The organism is Pseudomonas sp. SWI7 (assembly GCF_006351945.1).
Lineage (GTDB): Bacteria > Pseudomonadota > Gammaproteobacteria > Pseudomonadales > Pseudomonadaceae > Aquipseudomonas > Aquipseudomonas fulva.
The window spans coordinates 1,868,487-1,890,841 of the sequence record NZ_CP040930.1 but is presented as its reverse complement, the minus strand read 5'-3'; the positions used below and the strand labels follow the sequence as shown (position 1 = coordinate 1,890,841).

Annotated in this window: 23 protein-coding genes; 7 read left to right on the top strand and 16 right to left on the bottom strand. The window is 63.2% G+C overall.

From position 1 onward, the window contains the following. Nucleotides 1-10: 10 nt before the first annotated feature. Nucleotides 11-562 (top strand): DUF4174 domain-containing protein, encoded by a 552-nt coding sequence (locus FH041_RS08540; protein WP_088522988.1) that lies wholly within the window; start codon nucleotides 11-13, stop codon nucleotides 560-562. Nucleotides 563-629: 67 nt separating this feature from the next. Here the strand turns inward: FH041_RS08540 and FH041_RS08535 are convergent, their stop codons facing one another. The 3 genes from FH041_RS08535 to FH041_RS08525 all read right to left on the bottom strand — a co-directional run bounded on the left by FH041_RS08535 (nucleotide 630) and on the right by FH041_RS08525 (nucleotide 4,245). Further along, nucleotides 630-1,967: an MFS transporter gene (locus FH041_RS08535; protein ID WP_088522987.1), complete on the bottom strand. Its 1,338-nt coding sequence runs from the start codon at nucleotides 1,965-1,967 to the stop codon at nucleotides 630-632. A 158-nt stretch (nucleotides 1,968-2,125) separates the two neighbouring features. Then, nucleotides 2,126-3,691 carry a sensor domain-containing diguanylate cyclase gene (locus tag FH041_RS08530; protein WP_140174396.1) on the bottom strand — a complete coding sequence of 522 codons (1,566 nt, stop codon included), beginning with the start codon at nucleotides 3,689-3,691 and terminating at the stop codon, nucleotides 2,126-2,128. Nucleotides 3,692-3,765: 74 nt separating this feature from the next. Continuing rightward, nucleotides 3,766-4,245 carry a hypothetical protein gene (locus FH041_RS08525; protein ID WP_027914661.1) on the bottom strand — a complete coding sequence of 160 codons (480 nt, stop codon included), beginning with the start codon at nucleotides 4,243-4,245 and terminating at the stop codon, nucleotides 3,766-3,768. A 127-nt stretch (nucleotides 4,246-4,372) separates the two neighbouring features. On the opposite strand from FH041_RS08525, the gene FH041_RS08520 reads away from it, so the two are divergent. After that, nucleotides 4,373-4,870, top strand: a complete 498-nt coding sequence (locus FH041_RS08520; RefSeq protein WP_027914662.1) for a GNAT family N-acetyltransferase — start codon at nucleotides 4,373-4,375, stop codon at nucleotides 4,868-4,870. A gap of 122 nt (nucleotides 4,871-4,992) precedes the next feature. Next, on the top strand, nucleotides 4,993-5,313 hold the full coding sequence (locus tag FH041_RS08515; RefSeq protein WP_088522986.1) for a hypothetical protein: 321 nt from the start codon (nucleotides 4,993-4,995) through the stop codon (nucleotides 5,311-5,313). A gap of 105 nt (nucleotides 5,314-5,418) precedes the next feature. On the opposite strand, the gene FH041_RS08510 is transcribed toward FH041_RS08515, so the two are convergent. The 6 genes from FH041_RS08510 to lpxO all read right to left on the bottom strand — a co-directional run bounded on the left by FH041_RS08510 (nucleotide 5,419) and on the right by lpxO (nucleotide 11,163). After that, nucleotides 5,419-6,198 (bottom strand): ABC transporter ATP-binding protein, encoded by a 780-nt coding sequence (locus tag FH041_RS08510; protein ID WP_033736756.1) that lies wholly within the window; start codon nucleotides 6,196-6,198, stop codon nucleotides 5,419-5,421. Between the two features lie 5 nt (nucleotides 6,199-6,203). Then, complete coding sequence (locus tag FH041_RS08505; RefSeq protein ID WP_028686965.1) at nucleotides 6,204-7,220, bottom strand: iron ABC transporter permease; 1,017 nt, start codon at nucleotides 7,218-7,220, stop codon at nucleotides 6,204-6,206. Then, a complete protein-coding gene (locus tag FH041_RS08500; protein ID WP_027914665.1) occupies nucleotides 7,217-8,227 on the bottom strand; it encodes an ABC transporter substrate-binding protein in 1,011 nt (336 codons plus the stop codon). The genes FH041_RS08505 and FH041_RS08500 overlap by 4 nt, the downstream gene beginning before the upstream one ends. A 148-nt stretch (nucleotides 8,228-8,375) precedes the next feature. Next, nucleotides 8,376-9,542, bottom strand: coding sequence for a DUF1624 domain-containing protein (locus FH041_RS08495; protein ID WP_042139336.1), 1,167 nt, complete (start codon nucleotides 9,540-9,542; stop codon nucleotides 8,376-8,378). A 143-nt stretch (nucleotides 9,543-9,685) separates the two neighbouring features. Beyond that, nucleotides 9,686-10,255: a GNAT family N-acetyltransferase gene (locus FH041_RS08490; RefSeq protein ID WP_027914667.1), complete on the bottom strand. Its 570-nt coding sequence runs from the start codon at nucleotides 10,253-10,255 to the stop codon at nucleotides 9,686-9,688. An 8-nt stretch (nucleotides 10,256-10,263) separates the two neighbouring features. Beyond that, nucleotides 10,264-11,163, bottom strand: a complete 900-nt coding sequence (gene lpxO / locus FH041_RS08485; protein WP_027914668.1) for a lipid A hydroxylase LpxO — start codon at nucleotides 11,161-11,163, stop codon at nucleotides 10,264-10,266. 157 nt (nucleotides 11,164-11,320) lie between these two features. Here lpxO and thpR point away from each other — a divergent pair, with 157 nt between their 5' ends. Then, complete coding sequence (thpR, locus tag FH041_RS08480; RefSeq protein WP_042139309.1) at nucleotides 11,321-11,902, top strand: RNA 2',3'-cyclic phosphodiesterase; 582 nt, start codon at nucleotides 11,321-11,323, stop codon at nucleotides 11,900-11,902. Here thpR and FH041_RS08475 read toward each other — a convergent pair. Then, nucleotides 11,891-12,796, bottom strand: coding sequence for an AraC family transcriptional regulator (locus tag FH041_RS08475; RefSeq protein WP_027914669.1), 906 nt, complete (start codon nucleotides 12,794-12,796; stop codon nucleotides 11,891-11,893). The two genes, thpR and FH041_RS08475, sit on opposite strands and share 12 nt — an antisense overlap. Before the next feature lie 178 nt (nucleotides 12,797-12,974). On the opposite strand from FH041_RS08475, the gene calA reads away from it, so the two are divergent. Further along, the gene (gene calA, locus FH041_RS08470; protein WP_027914670.1) at nucleotides 12,975-14,027 is read left to right on the top strand and encodes a vanillin reductase; all 1,053 of its coding nucleotides are present in this window, start codon (nucleotides 12,975-12,977) and stop codon (nucleotides 14,025-14,027) included. 50 nt (nucleotides 14,028-14,077) lie between these two features. Here calA and FH041_RS08465 read toward each other — a convergent pair whose 3' ends face one another. Beyond that, on the bottom strand, nucleotides 14,078-15,394 hold the full coding sequence (locus FH041_RS08465; RefSeq protein ID WP_049696173.1) for a hypothetical protein: 1,317 nt from the start codon (nucleotides 15,392-15,394) through the stop codon (nucleotides 14,078-14,080). Nucleotides 15,395-15,592: 198 nt separating this feature from the next. Here FH041_RS08465 and FH041_RS08460 point away from each other — a divergent pair, with 198 nt between their 5' ends. Next, on the top strand, nucleotides 15,593-16,792 hold the full coding sequence (locus tag FH041_RS08460) for a sugar transporter (RefSeq protein ID WP_140174395.1): 1,200 nt from the start codon (nucleotides 15,593-15,595) through the stop codon (nucleotides 16,790-16,792). 27 nt (nucleotides 16,793-16,819) lie between these two features. Here the strand turns inward: FH041_RS08460 and FH041_RS08455 are convergent, their stop codons facing one another. The 3 genes from FH041_RS08455 to FH041_RS08445 are packed head-to-tail and all read right to left on the bottom strand — an operon-like array spanning nucleotide 16,820 to nucleotide 19,271. After that, on the bottom strand, nucleotides 16,820-17,404 hold the full coding sequence (locus FH041_RS08455; RefSeq protein WP_027914673.1) for a LysE family translocator: 585 nt from the start codon (nucleotides 17,402-17,404) through the stop codon (nucleotides 16,820-16,822). Between the two features lie 49 nt (nucleotides 17,405-17,453). Continuing rightward, nucleotides 17,454-18,284 (bottom strand): AraC family transcriptional regulator, encoded by an 831-nt coding sequence (locus FH041_RS08450; RefSeq protein WP_027914674.1) that lies wholly within the window; start codon nucleotides 18,282-18,284, stop codon nucleotides 17,454-17,456. A gap of 45 nt (nucleotides 18,285-18,329) precedes the next feature. Then, on the bottom strand, nucleotides 18,330-19,271 hold the full coding sequence (locus tag FH041_RS08445) for a LysR family transcriptional regulator (RefSeq protein ID WP_049696172.1): 942 nt from the start codon (nucleotides 19,269-19,271) through the stop codon (nucleotides 18,330-18,332). Nucleotides 19,272-19,373: 102 nt separating this feature from the next. Here FH041_RS08445 and FH041_RS08440 point away from each other — a divergent pair, with 102 nt between their 5' ends. Then, nucleotides 19,374-20,027, top strand: coding sequence for an oxygen-insensitive NAD(P)H-dependent nitroreductase NfsB (locus FH041_RS08440; protein ID WP_027914676.1), 654 nt, complete (start codon nucleotides 19,374-19,376; stop codon nucleotides 20,025-20,027). Between the two features lie 22 nt (nucleotides 20,028-20,049). Here the strand turns inward: FH041_RS08440 and FH041_RS08435 are convergent, their stop codons facing one another. After that, nucleotides 20,050-21,204, bottom strand: coding sequence for a cysteine desulfurase family protein (locus tag FH041_RS08435; protein ID WP_027914677.1), 1,155 nt, complete (start codon nucleotides 21,202-21,204; stop codon nucleotides 20,050-20,052). Nucleotides 21,205-21,374: 170 nt separating this feature from the next. Then, the gene (locus FH041_RS08430) at nucleotides 21,375-22,301 is read right to left on the bottom strand and encodes a LysR family transcriptional regulator (RefSeq protein WP_027914678.1); all 927 of its coding nucleotides are present in this window, start codon (nucleotides 22,299-22,301) and stop codon (nucleotides 21,375-21,377) included. Nucleotides 22,302-22,355: the final 54 nt, after the last annotated feature.

The window sequence follows — 22,355 nt, the reverse complement described above, 5'->3', positions numbered from 1 at the left end:
GGAGATGCGCATGCTTGTCCGGTCATTGACCCTCGCCGCCCTGCTCGCCGCCGTGAGCCCGGCTTTTGCGGCCGACAGTAGTGGGCCATTGGCCCAGGAGCTGGGCAAGGCAAGGCCATTGGTCATCATCGCCCCCAGCAGTGCCGACCCTACCCTCAGGGCCGTGACCAAGGCCATGGAGGATCCGGCTACGCAGGCTGCCTTCAAGGAGCGCAGCGTCGTGCTGTACAGCGTCGCCCAGATGATGGGGAAACGGGACGACAAGAACCTGGAGCAGCAGACCACCATGGCACTGATCCGCGAGCTCAAGCTTGGTGCGAGCAAGGGGACCAAGGTCATCCTCGTTGGCAAGGACGGTGAGCGGCACATGCTCAAGGATGACGACACTGGGGAGGTCCTCGATCCCCAGGCCATCATCAAGGCGGTGGACGATCTACCTGCCAGTGAAAAAGCGGTCAAGGCTTCCGAGCCGGTTGCGACCGCAGTGCAGGAAAAGACCAAGGAAACCAAGCCGGGCAAGGCCGCCAAGCCCACCTCACCGCCCAAGCCCTTGGAAGACTGAGCCTCTAGTCGAGCCCTTTCATGGAAGACCGGGTGCCATGCAGGGCTGCCAGCGCAGCCCTCACGGTTCAGGTCGTGGATTGTCCTGCGCTGCCAGTTTCGGCCAGGGATGGGTCATCGTGCAGCGATATCCGCGAGGTTTCCGGCAACGCCAGCCCGCCCACTAGCGCTATCAAGGCAATGACGACCAGATAGAAAGCTGGCGCCAGACTGCTGCCTGTCTGCCCGATCAGCCAGGTCGCGACCAGTGGGGCGGTGCCGCCGAACAGGGTGTAGGCAACGTTGTAGGTGATGGCCGACGCGGTATAGCGTGTACGTGTCGGGAAACTTTCCGATAGCAGGGCAGCGGTTACCACGCCGCTGGACAACGCGCCTACCGCCAGCAGCACGACACCGAGCAAGGCGCCGAACATCGCCCCCGAGCTGGCCAGCCAGTAGGCTGGGAACACGCACACCATCACCCACAAGCAGGTGAAGCCAATGGTCTTGCGCCGCCCGATCCGATCCGACACAGCGCCGGCAACCGGGCAGCCAGCGGCGGCGAACAGCAGCGCGACAGTGGTCACCAGCAGCGACTGGGCGCGAGTCAGGTTGCCCACCAATTGCAGGTAGGTGGCGAAGTAGGTGGTGAACATGTAGAACGACAGTGCAGTAAGGGAGATGAACGCGCCCAGGTTGCGTATCGCTCGTCCATGGTGGCGCAAGGTCTGCTTGAGGGGCGAATGCTCATGTTCCTTGCCCTGAGCCAGTGCGTCACGGAAGGCTGGCGTTTCTTCCATGCGCCAGCGCAGGTACAAACCGACCAAGCCCAGTGGTGCGGCGATCAGAAAGGGTACGCGCCAGCCCCAGGTGGCCATGGCTTCTGTGGTCAGGCTTGCTTCCAGGCCGTAGGCGATCACGGCAGCGCAGGCAAAGGCCGAGAACGTCGAGACCGGCACGAAGCTGCCATAGAACGCGCGCTTGTCGTTTGGTGCATGCTCCATCAGGTAAGCACAGGCCCCAGCATATTCACCGCCTGCCGAGAAACCTTGCAGGCAGCGGGCGAGCGTCAAGAGCACGGGGGCTGCCAATCCGATGCTGGCATACGTGGGCAGTAGGCCGATGAGGGTGGTCGAGCCTGCCATCAGCAAGATAGTCAGCGACAGGATACGTTTGCGTCCCAGGCGGTCTCCCAGGGCGCCGAACACGATACCCCCCAGTGGGCGCAGGGCGAACGCCACCGCGAACACGGCGAAGGTCTTGAGCAGGGCGACGCTCGGGTCACCACTGGCGAAGAATTGGCTGGCGATGAGTGTTGCAAGAAAGCCGTAAACGGCGAAATCGAACCATTCGACGAAATTGCCGATGGCCGAAGCGGCGATCACCCTGCGCAGGGTGGCAGGGGATACCTCGTGAAGTGCGGACATGCGGGTGCTCTCCGATTTTCCATTGGCAGCCATGACGAGCGTGGTGCGGTCGAGCCGCGCCATCAGTAGTTATGGTTGTCAGTAGATCGGCCCCGCTTACGAGTCGCTTTGTCGAGGACGACCTTCGGATGCCAGAAACGACCGCGGCGATCGGGGCTTTAGGCCACGACAACGCGATTGCGCCCACCTTGCTTGGCCAGATACAGCGCTCTGTCAGCCGCGGCCAACGTGCCGGCCGCATCGCCTGTGCCCTCCCAGTGCGCCACCCCAAGCGATACAGTCAGGGCGCCCACCGGCGCTACCGGGGTGTCCCCGATGGTCGCGCGCAGGCGCTCGGCCACACTGGCTGCCGCAGCTAGATCCGCACCGGGCAAGAGCATCAGAAATTCCTCCCCGCCAGTACGGCACAGCAAGTCGCCTTCCCGGCAGCAACGGCGCATCGAATGGGCCAGTTGTCGCAACACGGCATCGCCGGTGTCGTGCCCGTGGCCGTCGTTGATCCGTTTGAAATGATCCACGTCCATGACGATGGCTGAAAAGCGCCGCCCTTCGGCCTCCAGCAACGACAGGCTGAATTCCAGCCCGCGGCGATTGATCAGCCCTGTCAGGGGGTCGGTCTGGGCTTCGCGGTTCAGGCGGCCAATGCGTTCGTGCAGCAGGTTCAGGCCGAACAACAACGCTCGCTTGAGCTCAGCCGCCTCGAAATACCACGCACGCACCCGATGCAAGTCTTCGGCCGTGTTGGCGCTGTCCATCATCCGTGCACTTGCGGCGAGCTGCCAGAGCGGCCGAGCGATGACCAATGCCAGCCACCAGAGCAGCAGGCTGCCGACCAGCGCCAGTGGCGCTGATGTACCTATCACATTGAGGACCAGGGTATTGAGCGGCGCCACGGTGCGTGACAGTGGTTGCTGGGCGACCACGCCCCAGCGGGCGCTGGGCACGGTGGCGAAGCCTGCGAGCATCTCGACGTTCTGGCTGTTGGTGAGCGCCACGGTGCCGCTGGGCAGTGTTGGCAACTGATCGATCAAGGCATTGCCCTGCACGACAGTACCGACGCGCTGGTTATCAGGGTGATAGAGCAGGCGTCGTTGGTGGTCGACTACATAGAGGTATGAGCCGTCCTTGTAGAAATGCTCGCCCAGCAGGCTGTTGAGGATATTGCGTTCGCGCAGGTAGAGGGTGCCCCCTACGTAGCCCAGGTAACGGCCTTGCTTGTCGATGATCGGCTGCGAAAGCGTGACCACCAGGTTGTTGGCGGCAGAGACGTACGGGGTCGAGACCAGCGCACGCCGCAGGTGCAGCGCTTCGTCGACGCCTGGGGAGCGCATGCGCCCGCCCACCAGGTGCCGTAGCGGCGCAGGGGAAACTGACAACAATGTGCCGTCGGCATCGATCACGAACGTGGAATTGAACGCCATGCTCTGCGCCAGCACGCGGTCTGTTTCAACCTGCAAGGCCACGGCGTCACTCAATTGTCGGCCTTGTACACCTGCGCTGAACTGCAGTTGCTGCAAGGCGTTACCGATGAATGTTTCGGTGATGGTGGCCAACTTGGTGGCGTACACCCGGTTCGCTTCCAGTGCGTGATTGATCAGCAACTGTCGCTGGACGCGGTAGCTGGCAAAATAGCTGGCGCACAGCATCACCAGTGCGGTGAGTGCGCAGAGCACCAGAATGAGCCTGCGCAGGTCCAGTCGCAATCCATGCTTGGTGTTAGGCAATCCTGACCTCGGAATCATCAAATGCGGCGAATGGCAAGGAATGCTCATTGGCAGTCGCGTAGCGCGAGTGTCACTCAGGGGGCGTTTTTTTCAAGCGCCTTGAGTTCAGCCTCCACGTCCTGCATGCGCTGTTCAGCCACCGCCTGTACCTTGGCATCTGCGGCGGTTTGCTGCATCAGTGCCGTGAGTTTTTCACTCAACCGCTTGCCTTGCGGTGTCTTTTCCAAGGCGCGGGCCTTGGCGGGGTCCTGCAAGGCGCCGACGATACTGGCGAATTCGGCATCGGTGAAGTTCTGTTCGCTGTACAAGCGGAACAGGTCCTGACGCTGGTCGTCAACCGTCAGGTGCCGACGCAGGACCTGTTCGATACGGGTCTGGCTCACGTCAGGGTGCTTGCCCGCAAGGAGCACGGCCATGCGCTGAATGTTGTGGTCATAAGCCTCCTGCAGCGGCAACTGGGCAACGATCTGTTCTTCTCGCGAGGGTTTCTGGTCGCACGCCGTGACCGCGGCGGTGAGCGCAAACATGAGCAGCAACTTCGGGAAGCGAGGCATGGCTTGGCCTGAATGGGCTGTGGGGTAGGGCGATTATACGGGTGCGCGCACGTCCGGGACGAGCGTTGCATTTGCCTTGCCGGGCTGGCTGCGGTAGAACCAGGCCTTTGACTGCAACGGTTGCCCCATGCCTGAACTTACCCTGCGCCCCGTGACCCCCGAAAGCCGTGACGAGGTCGTGGCCTTTGTCGAGGCCGCGCGACGGGACTTGTTCCCGATGCTTGCCAAAGCGCCTTTACCTCCCGACCTTGCACAGTTTGATGATGTCTATCTGCAAGGCGCCGGCGCCTTCCTCGAAGCACGGGCGGGCGCAGACCTGGTGGGCGTGATCGGCTACCTGCCCTATGACAACCGCTTTGCGCAGTTCGACTACGGTGACCAGCGTGTGGCCGAGGTCGTGCGCCTGTTCGTGTTGCCTGCCTATCGCCGGCTTGGCGTGGCGGCACGCTTGTTCGGGGCCTTGAAAGCACAGGCGGCAATCGATGAAATCGACCGTTTTTACCTGCACACCCACCCATTTCTGCCGGGCGCCGTCAGCTTCTGGGAGCGGCAGGGCTTCACCCTGCTAGACGTTGAGGACGACCCGATCTGGCAGACGACCCACATGGACCTGCGGCTGCGTTAGGCGCTCGGACATGTCCTACATTGACGCGGGTGTGATGGACCACGCGTTCATTTTCTTACAAGGCAGGTGATGGTTTGCTTCCTCGTGCACGGACTTTTCACAGCCGCAGAGGGAGAGTGACAATGCCGCACATGGCCCTGTACAAACTGAAACTGCTGGATGAATTCGAGGTTCGCACAGACGGTTGGTCGTTCGACGATTTCCAGAACCGCCTGATGGACATCTGGCGTGGCGCCACCCGCCAGGATGCCGCCTGCATCATCAATGCCGCGCACCGAGAGGGCAGGTGGCCCAGGACGGTCAGGCAATACCTGTTGAGTCGCATCAAGGTGGCCGGCCACGTCGAACCGGAGTTGGAAGCCACGTTCATCGAACTGTCTGGCTCGCTCACTGGCCAGGAGCGGGCGCAATGGTGCCGCACGGCGACCGATACCGTTCACTGACCGCTGACAGGGGCGCGCGGCGGCCTCGCTGTCGCCGCCCGTATTCAACACGCACTACCGTCGGCCTACTCGATGTTCACGATGTGGCGCGTGATACGCAGGCGCTCACGCGCTGCGAAAGCGCAATACCTGAGCGCCGTCCAGCGGGTCAGTGAGCACGTGCGCGTGAACGCCGAAGGTACTCAGCAAGCAAGCGGGCGTGAGCACATCCAGCGGTTTGCCGAGTGCGACCAGTCGCCCGTTGTTCAATACCGCCACACGGTCGCAGGTCAATGCCTGATTGAGGTCATGCAAGGCCACCAAGGTCGTGACCGGCAATGCCTGCACCTGCTGCAACAGGCCCAGTTGATGCTGGATGTCGAGGTGGTTGGTCGGCTCGTCCAGCAATAGCACTGCGGGGCGTTGCGCCAAGGCCCGAGCGATGTGAACGCGCTGGCGCTCGCCACCGGACAACGACCCCCACAGGCGGCTGCGCAAATGCAGTGCATCCACATCAGTCAGCGCATGCTCGACGATGGCCTTGTCGTCCTCACCGAACGGCGCCAAGGCCGATAACCAGGGGATACGGCCCAACGCCACAGCGTCGAAGACTCGAATGGCATCGAGCGTGTCAGCATGCTGCTCGACCAGTGCCAATGACCTTGCCACCGCTCGGCGAGGCAGGCGCGAGAGCGACTTGCCCAGCAGTTGCACGGTGCCAGTGGCCGGCTTACGCAGGCCTGCCAGCACCTTGAGCAGCGACGACTTTCCCGAGCCATTTGGCCCGACGATGGCCAGGGTCTCGCCGACGTGCACCGTCAGGTCGATCCCGTCGAGCACCGGGCGGCCCCCCAGGTGCAGGCTGATGCCCTGGCAGCCCACTGGGGCGAGCTGCATGGGCGCCATGGCGGTCACGCGCGCCCCCTACGGGCCACCAGGATAACTGCGAACACTGGCGCACCGATCAGGGCCGTGACCACCCCCACGGGGATGACCTGCCCGGCGATCAGCGTCCTCGACAGGATGTCCGCGGTGATCAAGAACAGCGCCCCGCCCAGGGCACTGGCCGGCAGCAGGCGGTCATGACCGGGCCCGAGCAGCAGGCGTAGCGCATGGGGAATGACCAGGCCCACGAAACCGATCGCGCCGACGATCGAGACCATGACGGCGGTCACCAGGGCTGCACAGCTGATCAGCAGCAGTTGAGTGCGCCGTACCGCAACCCCCAAGGAGGCTGCCGAGTCGGCGCCGAAGGTGAAAGCGTCCAGCGCTCGGCGTTGCCACAGGCAAACCAGAAGGCCCAATAGGGCAACTGGTACGGCCAGCCAGACCGAAGGCCAGCGCACGCCGCTGAGATTGCCCAGCAGCCAGAACAGAATGCCGCGGGCCTGTTCGGCTGTGGCCGACTTGGTAATAAGAAGCGCCGTCACGGCATTGAACAACTGTGAACCGGCAACCCCAGCCAGGATGATGTGAGCGCCAATGCCGCCCGGGCTCGCGGCGCGCGCCAGTAGCAGCACCAGTGCGAAGGCGGCCAGGGCACCGATGAAAGCCCCGGCTGACATGCTCAGCGTCATGCTGCCCAGGCCCAGCAGCCCGACCAGCACTGCACCTGTTGAGGCGCCTGCCGACAGGCCCAGCAGATAGGGCTCGGCCAGCGGATTGCGCAGCAACGCCTGGAGGATCACGCCGCAGGTGGCCAGCCCTGCGCCGCAGGCCGCCGCGACAAGGCTGCGGGTCAGCCGGTAGTTCCACACGACACCGGCGTCGATGGGGTCGACCGGGTAGCCCGCCTGCCAAGCATGGTTGGCCAGTACCTGGCCGACCAGGCCCAATGACAGCGGGTTTTCACCGATTGAAGTGCCCGCCAACAGCGCGCCCAGCAGGGCCGCCAGTGCGGCGCAGGTCAGCCCCAGACGCTTGATCACTGCGCTGCGACGCCGGTGGAGAAGGCCGTGGCCAGCGTCTGCACGCCGCGGAACAAACGAATGCCCGCCTGCATCGCCTCGGCATCGAGCACGATGATACGCCCATGCTTGACGGCGTCCATGTGCTGCGTCACAGGGTCATTGCGCAGAAAATCGAGTTTTTTCTGGTAGTCGTCGGCCGGAAAACGGCGGCGGTCCATGCGTGCAATGATCAGCCAGGTCGGGTTGGCCTTGGCCAATGTCTCCCAGCTCACGGTTGGCCACTCCTCGGTGGAGCTCACCACGTTGCGCACGCCAAGGGCACGCAACATGAAGTCCGCAACGCCCTGGCGGCCTGCCACGTACGGGTCGGTGGCCAGATCGGCGCTGGAGAACCAGAACAGCGCCGAGATAGTGGACAGGTCAACGCCTGCCAGCTGCGCCTGGGCATGGGCCAGGCGGCCCTTGAGCTCGTCGTTGAGGGCGGCGCCACGAGCCTGCACATCGAAGACGCTGGCCAATTCACTGACACTCTTGTAGATGCTTTCGACCTGGAAGGCTTGCAGCCGCGTGCCGTCGGCGCCCACCCGGTTGTCCTTGCCTTCGCAATCCGACGGCAGCACATAGGTGGCGATGCCCAGCTCATTGAATTGCTCGCGCGTACCCACCGCACCCTGGTCCCCCACCATCCACTCGAACTGGGCCGTCACCAGCTGCGGGCGCTTGCCCACTACCGCCTCGAAGCTGGGCTCGTTGTCGGCAAGCCGAGGGACCTTGGCGTCCTGCGCCTGGTAATCGGGCAATACGTCATTGAACCAAAGCGATGACGCGGCCAGCCGGGGGGCCAAGCCCAGCGCATACAGCATTTCGGTGCCTGCCTGGCCAATCGTCACCACGCGTTGGGGGGCTTGGGCGAACACCTGGGGTTTGCCGCAGTTGTCGACCGTCAGCGGATACGCGGTAGGTGCACCCTGAGCCAAGCCGGCAATGCCAAGGCCAGCGAGCAGGGTGGCGAAACGGGGCAGCATGCAGGACGATCTCCTGTTGGGCAGTTCCCGGTGGCTCGCGCAAGACGAACGCGGGATTCACTATTGATTTGAGCGGTGGAAACCGGGGGGCACGCATGGTAGACCATCGCGCCGCCGGGTGAAACGCTTTAAGGGGCTGATTTAGCGCCTAGAAATACTTCAGCCACGCCAAGTCACGCCTGCGCGCCTTCAACCGGGCGAACCAGCGCACAGGTGGGTAGAGCATCAGCGGTAGCAGGGCCGACGTCAGCCAGACTGCGGCAATGGTCTCGAAACCGAAGTAGGCGCCCTGGTTGGCGCCCCACACGCCCACTGCGCTCAGGTACAGCAGTTTGAGCACGTACAGGTGCAGGAGATAGAAAAACATCGGGGCTGCGCCAAACATCGCCAGCACTGCGATCCAGCGCGGGTGCCCGGCGCGCTCGAATGCGCGCAGCAACAGCAGCCCAACGCCCAAGGTCAACATCAGGAACAGCAGTGATGGAGGGTACTTGGTGATGTTGAAGAAACTCATCAGCGTCTGCGTCAGCGCAGGGTGAATGCTCCAGTGCGCTTCGCCATAGCCGTTGATCACGCGTAGCGCGACAAAGCCCAGGAGTGCGCCGCACCCAGCCTGTAGCAGGCGTCGTTGACGCAGTGCCGGCGTGCAGGCGCTGTGCAACCAAGGGCCCAGCCAGTAGCCAACGGCGATGACGCCGAGCCAGGGCAGTACCGGGTAGGATGTGCGCAGACGCAGTGTGGCGCTGATGTCGAGCCAGGTACGGTCATGCGCGATGGCCCACGGCACATGCCAAGGGGATGTGGCGTCGAAGTGTACGCCGTCAAGCAGGTTGTGCCCGGCGATGATGGCCAGCCCAACAGCGAGCAGGCCAGCCCGGGGCAGCCATATCAAAGCTGACAGCGCCATCATGCTGATACCGATGGCCCAGATCACTTGCAGGTAGATCACAGTCGGCGGCACCTGGAATGTCCAGGCAACGTTCACTAGGGTGAGCTCCAGCACTACCAGAAACAGCCCGCGCTTGAACAGGAATGACGAGACTTCCCTGCGACTCTGCCGCTTTTCGCCATAAAGCCAGGCAGACAAGCCGGTAAGCAGCACGAAGACGGGCGCGCACAGGTGGGCGAGGGTGCGACTGACGAACAACGCCGGGTCGGTGGTTTCCACTGCCATCGGGTCACTGACCTGATGCTGCATGAAAAACGTTTCGCGGACGTGGTCCAGCAGCATGATCAGCATGACGAAACCGCGAAGGGCGTCGATGCTCTGCAGGCGTTGATGGGAGAGGGGCGTTGGCAGGATTGCAGGGGGCATGGACATCACGTATCAAAACGAAGATCGCAACGTTATCTTATAACTCATGCGCTGAGCAAGGCTGTCCTTGGCATGCGCACCTCGCTCGTATCGCCCAGGGCCGTTGCACGCATCCGGCCCTAACGCCCCTGCGCCTGTACTGCCTACCGACCCTTGCGACGCGCTACGCGCGCTTCGATGTTCTTGCGCCCAATGAGCAGCGCAGGCTTTTCCGTGACTGGCTCATCAGCCAGCCATTTGTACATGACAAGGCAATCCACCAACCCCAGATGCGCATGCCGATAGGCCTTGGGCAAGCGGCCGACGGTTTCGAAGCCCAGCTTGTGCCACAAGGCGATCGCCACCTCGTTGCTGGCAACCACCGAATTGAATTGCAGCGCCAGAAAGCCTTCCTGGCGAGCCAGCTTCTGTGAGTGCTCGCACATCAGGCGCGCCACGCCTCGGCCACGTGCCTGCTCGGTCACCATGTAGCCGCAATTACCCACGTGGCTGCCTGGTCCGCCGGCATTGGCCTTGAGGTAGTAGGAGCCCAGGAGCTCGCCCTGGGCTTCGGCCACCAGTGTGTGCCGGGGCAGCTCGAGCCACAGATGCCGGGCCTGCTCAAAAGTCATGTCGGGGTCAAGGGCGTAGGTTTCCCGCGCCTGAACCACCGCCTGTAGCGTAGGCCAGAAGCGCTCGAAGTCGTCTGGCGTCATGGGGCGGATATTGATCATGTGCAGCCTCAGATGTAGATGAACACCAGCACCAACGCGGCGACCACTGCCCATTTCTCGAGGTAGTAACGCATGCGATTACGCTTCTTCAGCGCCTTGCCCCGTTCGCGGATGCGATAGATACGGGTGAACAGGCGATTGATGGCGCCGGTCTTGTCCCCCGCATCGTTGGGTGCAGCGGCAGCGGCCATGACGTTGCGGCTGAACCAGCGATTGAACGCCGTGGCCCAGCGGTACTTGAGGGGGCGCTCCACATCGCAGAACAGAATGATGCGATTGTGCTCGGTGGTGTTAGCCGCATAGTGGATGTAGGTTTCGTCGAACACCACGCCCTGGCCATCGCGCCACGAATATTTCTCGCCATCGACGTCGATGTAGCAGCCGTCGTCGTTGGGAGTGTCCAGGCCCAGGTGATAGCGGTAGGAGCCAGCATAGGGATCGCGGTGCCGAACCAGCTTGGCCCCAGGGGGCAGGGTGGCGAACATGGCGGCCTTGACGGTGCCGATGCCTTGCAGCAGTTGTGTGGTGCGTGGGCACAGGGTCATGGCCGACGGATGACTCTCGCCGTACCACTTGAGGTAAAACCGCTTCCAGCCGGTTTTGAAGAACGAGTTGAAGCCAACATCGTCGTAATTATCGGACTTCTTGATTTCACCCACCTGGAGTAAACGCTGGGCTTCCTCACGGATCTCCTGCCAGTGTTCCTGCAGCGGTTGTAGCTCGGGGAAGGCTTCAACCGGCAGGTAGGGCTTGGCTGGATGTTTCGAGAACAAGTAAAGGAAACTGTTGACCGGGGCCAGGAAACTGGAATGGTCACCCAGCTGGCGAGTCAGCTTGTGACGTACCCGACCGCGCAGGTGAACGTAGGCGATCGAGAAGACGAAGAGCAGAACGAGTGCAATTTTCATGGACGTTTACTTGTCGAAAAATGGCCATGCGCATGGCATAAGCCCGCCAGCATAAACAATCGTCGCAGCAGTTTGTACTGATTGTTACGAAACTGTCCGGCCGATTCGGTGTCGCGTTGCACAGTCCGCGACCCTGGTTTCACCTTCAGGAGATCTTATGGTTCAGGACACACGCTCCAGCGCCAGCCCCTTCAAGCGGCTGTTTTTCGCCCTGCCGGTCAGTGATGCCCAGCGCCGCGATGTCTCCCAGTGGCGGCGCAGCCTGGCGCTGCGCAGCGGCAAGCCGGTGCCAGCCGCCAACTTCCATGTCACCCTGGCCTTCTTGGGCAATGTCGACGCGGCTCAGGTGCCGTCTGTGTGCGCTGCCGTCGACCAATTGGTGCTGCCCGACAAGGCGCCGAGGCTGGTGCTCGATCGCTTGCAGGTGTGGCAGAAGGCCGGTGCCTTGGTGCTTGAGGCGCAGCATACGCCTGCGGCGCTTCTTCAACTGGTCTATGGGCTGCAACAGGCGCTGCTGCCCCTGGGGATCGCCGTGGCAGACCGCAGCTTTCGCCCGCACTTGACGCTGTCTCGCGAGTTTCACGGGCAGCCCCCTGAAGCCAGCTCGCCACCGGAGTTCTTTGTCAGCGCCCGGGAATGTGTACTTTACGAGTCCCGAAAGGGCGCTTACCAGGCACTGGCGCGCTGGGCACTAGGGGATGGGGGCGCATTCTTGAGCCCGCCGGGCTCACACCGGTAGGCTCTGATAGGGCAATTCTTCGCCGGGGCTGCGTTCGAACTGGCGTTTGTACTCGCGGCTGAACTGCGACGTGCTCTGGTAGCCCACCCGATGGGCGACCTGTGCCACGCCCATTCCTTCGCCGATCAGCATCTGCTGTGCCTTCAGCAGCCTCAGGCGCTTGAGGTACTGCATAGGCGCCATGTCCGTGCAGCGTTTGAAATGCTCGTGGAAGGTGGAGACGCTCATGTTCGCTCGCCCAGCCAGAGCCTCGACGCTCAGGGGCTCGCTGTAGTGCTCGCGCAGGTGGGCTAATGCAGCACCAATGCGGGCGAAATGGCCCTGCTGCTCGACCAACGCTCTCAGTACCCCGGCCTGTGGGCCACGCAAAGCGGCGTACAGCACTTCGCGTACCCGGGCCGGCCCCAGCACCTTGGCGTCCACAGGGTCTTGCAGGCACTCCAGCAATCGCTCGACCCGCTCGCGCATGGGCGCGTCGAGGGCGGCCGAGGTCATCGACTGGGGCGTCTGAGCCTGTACCGGGCCATCCGTGGCAAGGCCGGTGCTCTGCACCAGTTCGCTCAGCGTGGCGCGGTCGATCGCGACTGCCACGCCCAGCAAGGGCACATCGGGCGTGGCGAAGGTCTCGCACATGAAAGGGACCGACAGCGCCTGCACTAGGTAATGCCCGGCGCCGTACTCGAGCGTGCGGGGCCCCAGGCGGGCCAGCTTGCTGCCCTGGGCCAGGATCATCAGGCTCGGCTCGTAGATCTGCGGGCTGCTGGCCACGTAGTGGTCCCAGCTCAGCACTTGTACCTGGGGCAGATGGGTGGACACGAACCCTGGGCGTAGTGCCAGGCGACGTATGAGCGTGCAAAGCGGGGCATTGGCGTCTACGTGACGGGTCAGTTGCATGGAGCACCGGGGCAGAGAATCGGACAGCATGGGGAGTCGAATTATGCCCGCCGCGCGTGGTCTTCACCAGCAGCTTCGGAGAATCAGGCAAGGCTTCCGGAGAATCTGCGGTGGGCAATGTCCCTCTCTAGGAACAAAATGCTTCACATGAACCGTTTCACTTAACCGCGAGGTCTCCATGTATACCGCTATCGGTTACGCCGCCCAAACCCCCACCAGCCCGCTGGCACCCATGACCTTCGAGCGCCGCAGCCCGCGCCCGGATGACGTGGCCATCGACATCCTGTATTGCGGGGTGTGCCACTCGGACATCCACCAGGCCCGCAACGAATGGGGCATTGCGGTCTATCCCTTGATGCCCGGCCACGAGATCGTCGGCCGCGTGACGGCAGTAGGCGCCCAGGTCACCGGCCACAAGGTCGGTGACCTGGTCGGTGTCGGCTGCATGGTGGATTCCTGCCGTCAGTGCGCGGCCTGCGCCAAGGACCTCGAGCAATACTGCCTCGAAGGCCCGACCATGACCTACGCCACGCCCGATCGCGTCGATGGCAGCAACACCATGGGTGGCTACTCCAGCAGCATCGTGGTCAGCGAGCATTTCGTGGTACGCATCCCCGAAGGCATGGACCTGCCTAGCGCCGCTCCTATCCTGTGCGCCGGTATCACCACCTATTCACCGCTCAAGCACCACGGTGTAGGCCCAGGCCACAAGGTGGGCATTCTTGGCATGGGTGGCCTGGGGCACATGGGCATCAAGCTAGCCAAGGCGCTGGGTGCCGAAGTCACGCTGTTCACCCGGTCCGAGGCCAAGGCCGCTGAGGCGCGTCGCCAGGGAGCAGACCATGTGATCGTGTCCACCGACGCCGAGCAGATGAAAGCCGCTGCCGGTCGCTTCGACTTCCTGCTCGACACCATCCCTGTCCAGCACGACCTCAATCCCTACCTGGAAACCCTGACCTTCGACGGCGTGCACATCCTCGTCGGGCTGATCGAACCGATCGAGCCTGCGCTGCATGCTGCCAACCTGGTCATGAAGCGCCGCGTGCTGGCCGGCTCGTTGATCGGCGGTATCGCAGAAACCCAGGAGGTGCTGGACTTCTGTGCCAAGCACGACATTCGCTGCGACATCGAGATGCTGGACATCCGCCACATCAACGAGGCGTATGAGCGCATGATCGCAGGCGACGTGAAGTACCGCTTCGTGATCGACATGGCGACCCTCAAGGCCTGATCAGCCATTGACCTGCTCCGGGGCAGCCGGTGCAGGTCCTGTTGCTGGCCTTACCAGGCCAGCGGCTTCTCTCCACCTCTCCAGAACAGCCAGCGCCGGACCTCACCATGCGGGCCTGTGCCGATCTGCCAATCGGGTCGGCCACGGTCGAGCGCGATCACCGAGATGAACCCCGCATGGCTTGCAGCGACGAGGGTTCTCCCATCCTCGCTGATGTCCATCGCGCTGATGGTCGAACCCAGATAGTGCTGCCAGCGTTCGCTACCGTCTTCCCCGAACGCCCTTAGATAACCATAGGCATCACCGACGATGTACTCGTCCTGGCGCGCCACGCCTGCATAGACCCGTGCGCCTTCCTGCACCACCGGCGTGCGGGGGTCCTGGCTGTAGTAATCCGTGTCCAGGCCTTCCAGGTCGCTCACCCTGACGGCCAGCGATGCGCCGCTGTAGAAGTGACAGGCATTGAGCAGCAACTGGTCCCCGGCGCGGTTGAACAGGGCGTAGTGCGGGTATTCGCTGGCCGGCCCGATACTGGCAACAGGCCGTAACCGATGGTCCAGCACCTGGTGTCGGTTGGCTTGCTCGCCCACCACGACCCGCTTGCCGTCAGGCGAAACAGCGCCGTGGGCCATGCTCAGGCCAAGGATGATGTCATCGGGGTCCGTGCCCTCTGCCAGCGCTTGCTCGACCTGCTCCTGGCGTGGCAGCAGCCGGCTCGCGCCCTGCTCGGATAGCACGAAAATGCCCTCGTCGCTGACCAGCAGCACCTGTTGCCCGTCGGGGAACGGTATCAAGGCAGTCGCAACGGGGGGCAGGTCGAAAGGCTCGAACGGATAGCCCTTGGGCAACCCCTCCAAACCGGTAGGCCAGGCCAGCCGCCGCACCTGTGGGCCGCCCCATCCATCGGTCACGCGCACACCCTCGGCATTGGCCAGGGCGAAGAAGCGCCGAGCCGGGCACCGGCCGAAATGTTCGACGCCGATGATGGGTGTCACGCTGTAACCATCGATACGCACCACCTGGCCTTTCTCGTGAGGCATGCCGATCCGTGCGAGCAGGCTGCCGTCGTCGAGCAGCAGTAACGTGGCGATACCCTGGCCGTGCGTATCGAGCAGGGGCAACAAGGGCGCATGGGCTGGCGGCCAGGCCTGGCGAAACGTCTGGCGCTGGTGCTCCTCGACAGCCGGCTGATTGACCGTGCGCAAGGCGGCGCGCCAGGCGTCCAGCAAGTGCTCGGTGGCAGGGTGCCGGGGTTCTTCGAGCTGGTCCCAGCCGTGCGCACGGCCTTGTGCGACATAGTCGTTGACGGCCTGGGCGTAGGTGATAACGGCCTGCTGCCATTGCTGCTGGGGATGCTGCTTGTCCATGAGTGGGTGGAACTCCTTGATGTGCGCCAGTATCCGAGATTGCGCATGGTACTCCTTCGGTACGGCGGTTGTGAGGCCCAAGCATGACGCGTACCATGCCTGCGTCCCCAATTTTAATAAGACACACGCTCATACCACTCCTTGCCGGGGCTGGACGTGCGTGGTCTTGCCTTGCCTGTGGAGAACCGGTTTCACGCCATGAACGGACCCCTACCTGACCATTTGCCACCCACTGTAGGCGGCGGCAGCTGGCTGAGCGTCATCGCCCTGGCGTTGGCCGCCTTCATCTTCAACACCACCGAGTTCGTCCCGGTGGCGCTGCTCAGCGACATTGGCCGCAGCTTCGACATGACCACTGCGCAAGTGGGGCTGATGCTGACCATCTACGCCTGGGTCGTGGCACTGGCATCACTGCCGATGATGCTGATGACCCGCAACATCGAGCGGCGGCGCCTGCTGCTGTTCGTGTTTCTGGTGTTCATCGTCAGCCACCTGCTGTCGTGGCTGTCGCAGAGTTTTGCGATGCTGCTGCTCAGCCGCATCGGCATAGCCCTGGCGCACGCCGTGTTCTGGGCGATCACTGCCTCGCTGGCGGTGCGCGTCGCCCCGCCTGGGCAACAGGCCAAGGCGCTGGGCCTGTTGGCCACCGGCACGACGCTGGCGATGGTGCTCGGCATCCCCCTGGGGCGCGTGGTGGGCGAGGCGCTGGGATGGCGCGTCACCTTCCTGAGCATCGCCGGCGTGGCGCTGGCGACCATGCTGTGCCTGATGAAATCGCTGCCGTTGTTGCCGAGCCAAAACTCGGGGTCGTTGCGCAGCTTGCCGATACTGTTCAAGCGGCCTGCGCTGGTCATCACCTACCTGCTGGTGACGCTGGTGATCACCGCGCAGTTCACCGCCTACAGCTATATCGAGCCGTTCGCCTTGCATGTCGCGCAGATCAGCGGTGAACGCACCACGTTGGTCCTGCTGTTGTTTGGCGGCGCTGGCGTGGTCGGCTCGTTCCTGTTCAGCCGCTACAGCGACCGTTTCCCCCAGGGTTTTCTGGTGGGTTCGATCGGCATGCTGGCAGTTTGCTTGCTGCTGCTCTTGCCCTTGTCCGGCAGCTTCAATGCATTTGCTGTGCTGAGCATGTGCTGGGGTGTGGCGATCTTGAGCTTCAGCCTGTCGTTGCAGTCACGCACCTTGAAGCTGGCTTCCGACGCCACGGATGTGGCCATGGCGTTGTTCTCCGGCATCTACAACATTGGCATCGGCGGGGGGGCGTTGCTGGGCAGTATCGTCGGCAGCTACCTGGGCGTGGCCAATATCGGCCTGGTCGGCGGCAGCGTGGCAGTGGTCGGCTTGTTGCTGGCAGTCGGCAGTACCCGCCGCTTTCGCGACGCGCTGACGCATTGAGTGTGGCTTACAGGCCAGCAAGGCTGCTCAGCTCAGTACCGCAGCCCACGCTGAGAGCAAGAGCAGCCCGCCCAGGGCTCGGTTGAATAAGCGCATGCGGCGTGGCGTTTGCAGCCAGGCCGCACTGCCTGCGCCCAGCACCGCCCACAGCGTCATGCACGGCAGGGCGATCACCAGAAACAGCAGCGCCAGTTGCCACACCGCCAGGCCGGGCGCGGCAAACACGCCGATCACGGCCACGGCCATCAGCCACACTTTGGGGTTGATTACCTGCAACGTTGCCGCGTCCACTGCCGTAAACGCCCGCACCTGGGCTGCCGCGCCGGTGTCGCCGGCGCTACGCAGCAGTTGCCAAGCCAGCCAGCTCAACCACAACACCCCGCCCCACATCATCATATGCTGGACTTGCGGGTGACGCGTCAACCATTGGCCCAGCCCCATGCCTACCAGCAATACGGTGGCCGCAGCGGCCAGGCAAGCCGCCAGGATGGGTACCAGTGTGCTGCGCAGGCCGTGACGCGCACCTTGGGCGAGGATAAGCAGATTGGTCGGGCCCGGGCTGATGCTGGCAACCAGGGCAAATGCAATAAATGGCAGGAAAGAATGCGTCATGTGCAGGGGCTCCTTGAGATCAGCCACCATGCTCGCCATCTGCATCGGATCAGTCTGGAAGGATTGAGCAGCGTTTGCGGTAGTGTGCCGGCGTGAGTTGATAAGCCCGCCGAAACCAGCGGCCCAGGTGGCTCTGATCGGCAAAGCCCAAGGTGACGGCTACGTCTGCAGGGCTGGCTCCGCTGGCGAGCAAACGCCGGGCCCTGGCCAGACGCAGCTGGATCAGGTACGCATGGGGGGCAAGCCCGAATGCCGCCTTGAAGGCTCTGGTCAAGCGATAGCGGTCGATACCACAGGCTGTTGCCAGCTCCTGGAGGCCCACATCCCGTGCGAGGTTGTCATGCAGATAATCGCGGGCCCGTTGCGCCGTGAGCGGCAGGCGCGGGTCCGGGTCGACCCGCTTGCGCCAGTGCAGGTGGCGTGTGAGGCAGGCGAGCAGGGCGTCGGTGGCCGACTGCCTGACGATGAGTAGCTCGTTTGCATGCAGTGCATTGAAGGCAAAAGCGGTGGTTTGGGCGAGCTGCAGGTCCTGGGTCAGCGTGTCGGCGAAACTGGGCAAGGCATCACGGGGCGCGTGTTCGAACAGCAGGCGCAACTGCTGCTCCAGCCAGTCCGGCTCCAGGTAGAGCGTAGAGTAGGTAAAACCGTCTTCAGTAGGCGCAAGCCCATCGTGCAGGTCCCCAGGCTCAAGCATGAAGACCTGACCCGGCACGCTGCGGTGCCTGACCCGACGGCAATTGAATTGCTGGACCCCTTGCTCGGTCACACCGACCAGGTAGCTGTCGTGCCAATGGGGATCGTAGGCATGACCGACGAAATGCGCGCGGATCGACTCGATGCCGGTCTCGGCGTCCTGCTTGAGGTCGATCCAGTTACTCATGGGAGCTCGCTGTGTGCACGCTGATGCGGGGGCTGTATCACGAGCCTAATGCCCCCGGTTCCAGGTGTCTGGAAGATTTGTGCAACTGCCGAGCCTGGCTGCCGGCTGCAGTGCGTCGAACCGCTGGCGCAGCCACTGGTGCAGTTGCGTGACGGCGGGCGTGAGCTGCTTGCGGTGCGGACATACCAGCGTGACCGGCGTCGGCTCGCCCGGCCATTGAGGCAGGACGATTTCCAGTCTGCCACAGGCCAGGTCGTCGCTGACATCCAGCCACGACTTGTAGACGATTCCCTCGCCAAGTACCGCCAGGCGGCGAATCACATCGGCATCATCACTGACCAGTGGCCCTTGCACGTGCACCGTGCGTTGGCCGAGTTGCCACTTGTCGTACACCCGTCCGTGCTGCATGTACAACAAGCAGGCATGAGTGTGCAGTGCTTCGGGTGTCTGGGGTCGGCCGTGGCGGGCCAGGTAATCGGGCGAGGCGACCAGCACGCGCTGGTTCCAGTCGGCCAGGGGGAGGGCAATGTAGTTGGCGTCCTGATTCAGGCCGTAACGCACGGCGACGTCCACCGGATCACGGCTCAGGTCGGCAATCTGGTCGGACAGCATGAAGCGCAGGTGCAGGGCCGGGTGTTCCCGGCGAAATGCGCTGAGCCACGGCAGCAGCATGTTGCGGCCCAGGTCCGAGGGCGCGGAAACCTGCAAGGTGCCACGCAGGGCGGTGGCATTGCCGTGCAAATCGTCATGAGCGCGGCGCAGGCTTTCCAGCACGTTCACGGCGGTCGGCAGGTAGCGCTCGCCCTCGGCAGTCAGGCGCAGGCTGCGGGTGGTGCGAACGAACAGGCGCACGTCCAGGTCACGCTCCAGCCGCTTGATGGCCGCTGCCACCTGGCCGGGTAACAGGTTCGCTTCTAGGGCAGCTGCGGTGAAGCTGCCCAGTGCGCTACTGCGTACGAATAGTTCGAGGTCGGCAAGGCGCAGCATTGTCACTCCGTGGGTGAAAGTGTTGCTCGATTGTGCCGGTTTTTATTTGTGGCAGGAAAGATACCATGGGCACTTCTTTCCTCTCGACGATCGGAATTGCCCATGGATACCGTCTCGCTGGCCAAGCGCCGCTACACCACCAAAGCCTATGATGCATCGCGTCAAATTCCCCAAGCCACGGTCGATGCCTTACTTGAGCAATTGCGCTACAGCCCATCGTCGGTGAATTCCCAGCCCTGGCATTTCGTCGTCGCCCAGAGCGACACTGCCAAAGCCCGCCTGACCACAAGTACCGACACCGACTACGCCTACAACTCGCCCAAATTGCGCGATGCCTCCCATGTCATCGTTTTCTGCGCGCGTACCGACATGACCCAGGTGCACCTGGAGGCCGTGCTCGCCCAGGAAGCACTCGACGGGCGTTTTCGGGATGAGCAGGCCAAGGCGGCTCAGGACAAGAGCCGGCGCCACTACGCCGACCTGCACCGTTACGAGCGCAAGGACCTGCAGCATTGGATGGAAAAGCAAACCTATCTTGCCCTGGGTACCGCCTTGCTGGGCGCGGCTGCCTTGGGCCTGGACGCTACCCCCATCGAAGGTTTCGATAGCCAGCGCCTGGATGCCGAGCTGGGGTTGCGCGAACAAGGCTTCACCAGCGTAGTGCTGCTGAGCCTGGGCTATCGCAGTGAAACCGACTTCAATGCCGGGTTGAGCAAATCGCGGCTCCCGGCCTCCCAGGTATTCACCTTCCTGTAAAGGCATGCCCGGCTGGCGTGATTCACCACAGTGCAGCGCTGGCCGTCTTCAATGCCGAGGCCATTACCGCAATGGCCTTGTCTACCTCTGCCTCTGTGGTGAACCTGCCGATGCTCAGGCGAATGCTGTTACGGGCACGGCGCTCGTCCAGCCCCAGGGCCAGCAGGACGTGGGATGCCGCATTGTTCGCCGAATTGCAGGCCGAGGTGGTCGACAGCGCCAGTTGCGTGGCAAGCGCCGCGTTGTTGAACCCCGCCTGCTCGATACACAGGTTCAAGGTGTGCGGCACGCGCTGGGTTGCGCAGCCGTTGAGCGTAATGCCGGGCAGTGCCAATAGACCCTCGCGCAGGCGCGTGGCCAACTGTGCCAAGCGCTGGTACTCGCCGTCGCCCGGTTGACCCGCCAGGGCAAACGCGCTGCCCATGCCCGCGATCTGATGCGTCGCCAGGGTGCCGGAGCGCAAGCCTTGCTCGTGACCACCGCCATGCAGCTGCGCACGCATGCCGGCGCGGGCCCGGGGGCCGACGAACAGCGCACCGATGCCCTTGGGGCCATACACCTTGTGGGCTGAGAAGGACATCAGGTCAACGGGCAGGCCGGCCAGGTCGATGTCGAGCTTGCCAACCGCCTGGGCGGCATCCACGTGCAACAGGGCGCCGTGCGCCCGCACCCGCTCGCCGATGGCAGCGATGTCGGTCACCGTTCCCAGTTCATTGTTCACCGCCATCAGCGACACCAGGCGCGTGTCGGCGCGCAGCGCGTCCTGAACCATGGCGGGATGGATCAGGCCTGATCGGTCCGGTTGCAGTCGCGTCACTGTCCAGCCCTGGCGCTCCAGTTCGGCCGCTGTGTCCAGAACGGCCTTGTGCTCTAGCTGACTGGTAAGCAGATGCCCAGGCTGGCCCAGTCCCTGTGCGATCCCTTTGAGCGCCAGGTTGTTGGACTCGGTCGCCCCGGATGTCCATACCAGCGACGCCGGCGACGCCCCCACGCGTTCGGCCACCTGCTCACGGGCCAGTTCGACTGCATCACGCGCTGCCTTGCCGTAGACATGCCCGCTCGAGGCCGGGTTACCGAAATGGGCATGCCGACCCAGGCACGCAAGCATGGTCTCGATCACTCGATCGTCGACCGGGGTGGTGGCAGCGTAATCGAAGTAGAGCGGGGCGTCAGTCATGAGCAGGTCCATTGGCAAGAGAGCGAGGGTGCCTGAACAAGATTAACTGCGCCGCGAAGAGACTTTTGCTCTAAATCAGAGCTTTTTAAGACCATTTTGCAAAAGCATTCTCCCGCTCAGGCATAACGGAAAAAATGTTCCCATCCTTCACGACCTTCAGACGGTTTACCTCACGCACCGCTCAGAGACCGTTCCTCTTCGCTGACTACTCGCTCGCACAACTCTGTGATCTGCTCGCGCATCCAGCGGTTGGCGGGGTCCTGATCAGTGCTTTCATGCCAGTACAGGTGCGTTTCCAACGCAGGCACCTCCACAGGCAGCGGCTTGTAGCACAGCTGATGACGGCGGGCGAAACGCTCTGGCACGGTCATCACCATGTCGGTTTGCTGCAAGACTTGCGAGGCCATCAGGTAATGCTGTGAGCGCAGGGCAACCTTGCGCTGTACGCCCATCTTGCCCAGCGCAAGGTCCACGTAACCCAGCCCGTTGCGGCGGCTGGAAATGTGGATGTGGGTCATGCCAAGGTACGCGTCCAGGCTCAATGCCTTGTCGGCCTGCGGGTGGCCTTGGCGCAGGGCGCAGACGTAGCGGTCCTGCATCAACTTGATGTGCCGCACTTGAGGGTCGGTGTTGAGAGGGGCATCGATGGCGAAGTCCAGTCGTCCCGCGGCGAGCTCCTTGGTCGTTTCTCGACGCTTGCACAGGAAACTCTCGATCAGCACCCCAGGTGCCAGGCGACGCAGACGCTGGAACAGCGGCGGCAGGATCACGGCCTCGGTCAGGTCGGTCATGCTGATGCGAAAGGTCTTGCTCGCTTGCAGGGGATTGAACGTTCGGCTTTCCTGCACTGAGGTGCGCAGCAACGCCAGGGCGCTGCGGACCGAGCCGATGATGTTTTGCGCCATGGGTGTCGGCACCATGCCCTGGGCGGTGCGCACGAACAGCGGATCGTTGAAGGTCTCCCGCAGCCTGGACAATGCATTGGACACGGCAGGCTGGGTGATGCCGACGATCTGCCCGGCACGGGTGAGATTAGCTTCGGTGTAGATCGCATCGAAGACGATGAACAGGTTGAGATCGACCTTGCTGAGGTTCATGAGCGCCGCTCGTTCTTGGAATTATCGGCTGATCATATATCGGTTATGAATGTT

Excerpts from the sequence above, each read along its gene's own strand:
- FH041_RS08540 (WP_088522988.1), top strand. The coding sequence starts at position 11 with ATGCTTGTCCGGTCATTGACCCTCGCCGCCCTGCTCGCCGCCGTGAGC.
- FH041_RS08535 (WP_088522987.1), bottom strand. The coding sequence starts at position 1,967 with ATGTCCGCACTTCACGAGGTATCCCCTGCCACCCTGCGCAGGGTGATC.
- FH041_RS08525 (WP_027914661.1), bottom strand. The coding sequence starts at position 4,245 with ATGCCTCGCTTCCCGAAGTTGCTGCTCATGTTTGCGCTCACCGCCGCG.
- FH041_RS08520 (WP_027914662.1), top strand. The coding sequence starts at position 4,373 with ATGCCTGAACTTACCCTGCGCCCCGTGACCCCCGAAAGCCGTGACGAG.
- FH041_RS08515 (WP_088522986.1), top strand. The coding sequence starts at position 4,993 with ATGCCGCACATGGCCCTGTACAAACTGAAACTGCTGGATGAATTCGAG.
- FH041_RS08510 (WP_033736756.1), bottom strand. The coding sequence starts at position 6,198 with ATGGCGCCCATGCAGCTCGCCCCAGTGGGCTGCCAGGGCATCAGCCTG.
- FH041_RS08500 (WP_027914665.1), bottom strand. The coding sequence starts at position 8,227 with ATGCTGCCCCGTTTCGCCACCCTGCTCGCTGGCCTTGGCATTGCCGGC.
- FH041_RS08495 (WP_042139336.1), bottom strand. The coding sequence starts at position 9,542 with ATGCCCCCTGCAATCCTGCCAACGCCCCTCTCCCATCAACGCCTGCAG.
- FH041_RS08490 (WP_027914667.1), bottom strand. The coding sequence starts at position 10,255 with ATGATCAATATCCGCCCCATGACGCCAGACGACTTCGAGCGCTTCTGG.
- lpxO (WP_027914668.1), bottom strand. The coding sequence starts at position 11,163 with ATGAAAATTGCACTCGTTCTGCTCTTCGTCTTCTCGATCGCCTACGTT.
- thpR (WP_042139309.1), top strand. The coding sequence starts at position 11,321 with ATGGTTCAGGACACACGCTCCAGCGCCAGCCCCTTCAAGCGGCTGTTT.
- FH041_RS08475 (WP_027914669.1), bottom strand. The coding sequence starts at position 12,796 with ATGCAACTGACCCGTCACGTAGACGCCAATGCCCCGCTTTGCACGCTC.
- calA (WP_027914670.1), top strand. The coding sequence starts at position 12,975 with ATGTATACCGCTATCGGTTACGCCGCCCAAACCCCCACCAGCCCGCTG.
- FH041_RS08465 (WP_049696173.1), bottom strand. The coding sequence starts at position 15,394 with ATGGACAAGCAGCATCCCCAGCAGCAATGGCAGCAGGCCGTTATCACC.
- FH041_RS08460 (WP_140174395.1), top strand. The coding sequence starts at position 15,593 with ATGAACGGACCCCTACCTGACCATTTGCCACCCACTGTAGGCGGCGGC.
- FH041_RS08455 (WP_027914673.1), bottom strand. The coding sequence starts at position 17,404 with ATGACGCATTCTTTCCTGCCATTTATTGCATTTGCCCTGGTTGCCAGC.
- FH041_RS08450 (WP_027914674.1), bottom strand. The coding sequence starts at position 18,284 with ATGAGTAACTGGATCGACCTCAAGCAGGACGCCGAGACCGGCATCGAG.
- FH041_RS08445 (WP_049696172.1), bottom strand. The coding sequence starts at position 19,271 with ATGCTGCGCCTTGCCGACCTCGAACTATTCGTACGCAGTAGCGCACTG.
- FH041_RS08440 (WP_027914676.1), top strand. The coding sequence starts at position 19,374 with ATGGATACCGTCTCGCTGGCCAAGCGCCGCTACACCACCAAAGCCTAT.
- FH041_RS08435 (WP_027914677.1), bottom strand. The coding sequence starts at position 21,204 with ATGACTGACGCCCCGCTCTACTTCGATTACGCTGCCACCACCCCGGTC.
- FH041_RS08430 (WP_027914678.1), bottom strand. The coding sequence starts at position 22,301 with ATGAACCTCAGCAAGGTCGATCTCAACCTGTTCATCGTCTTCGATGCG.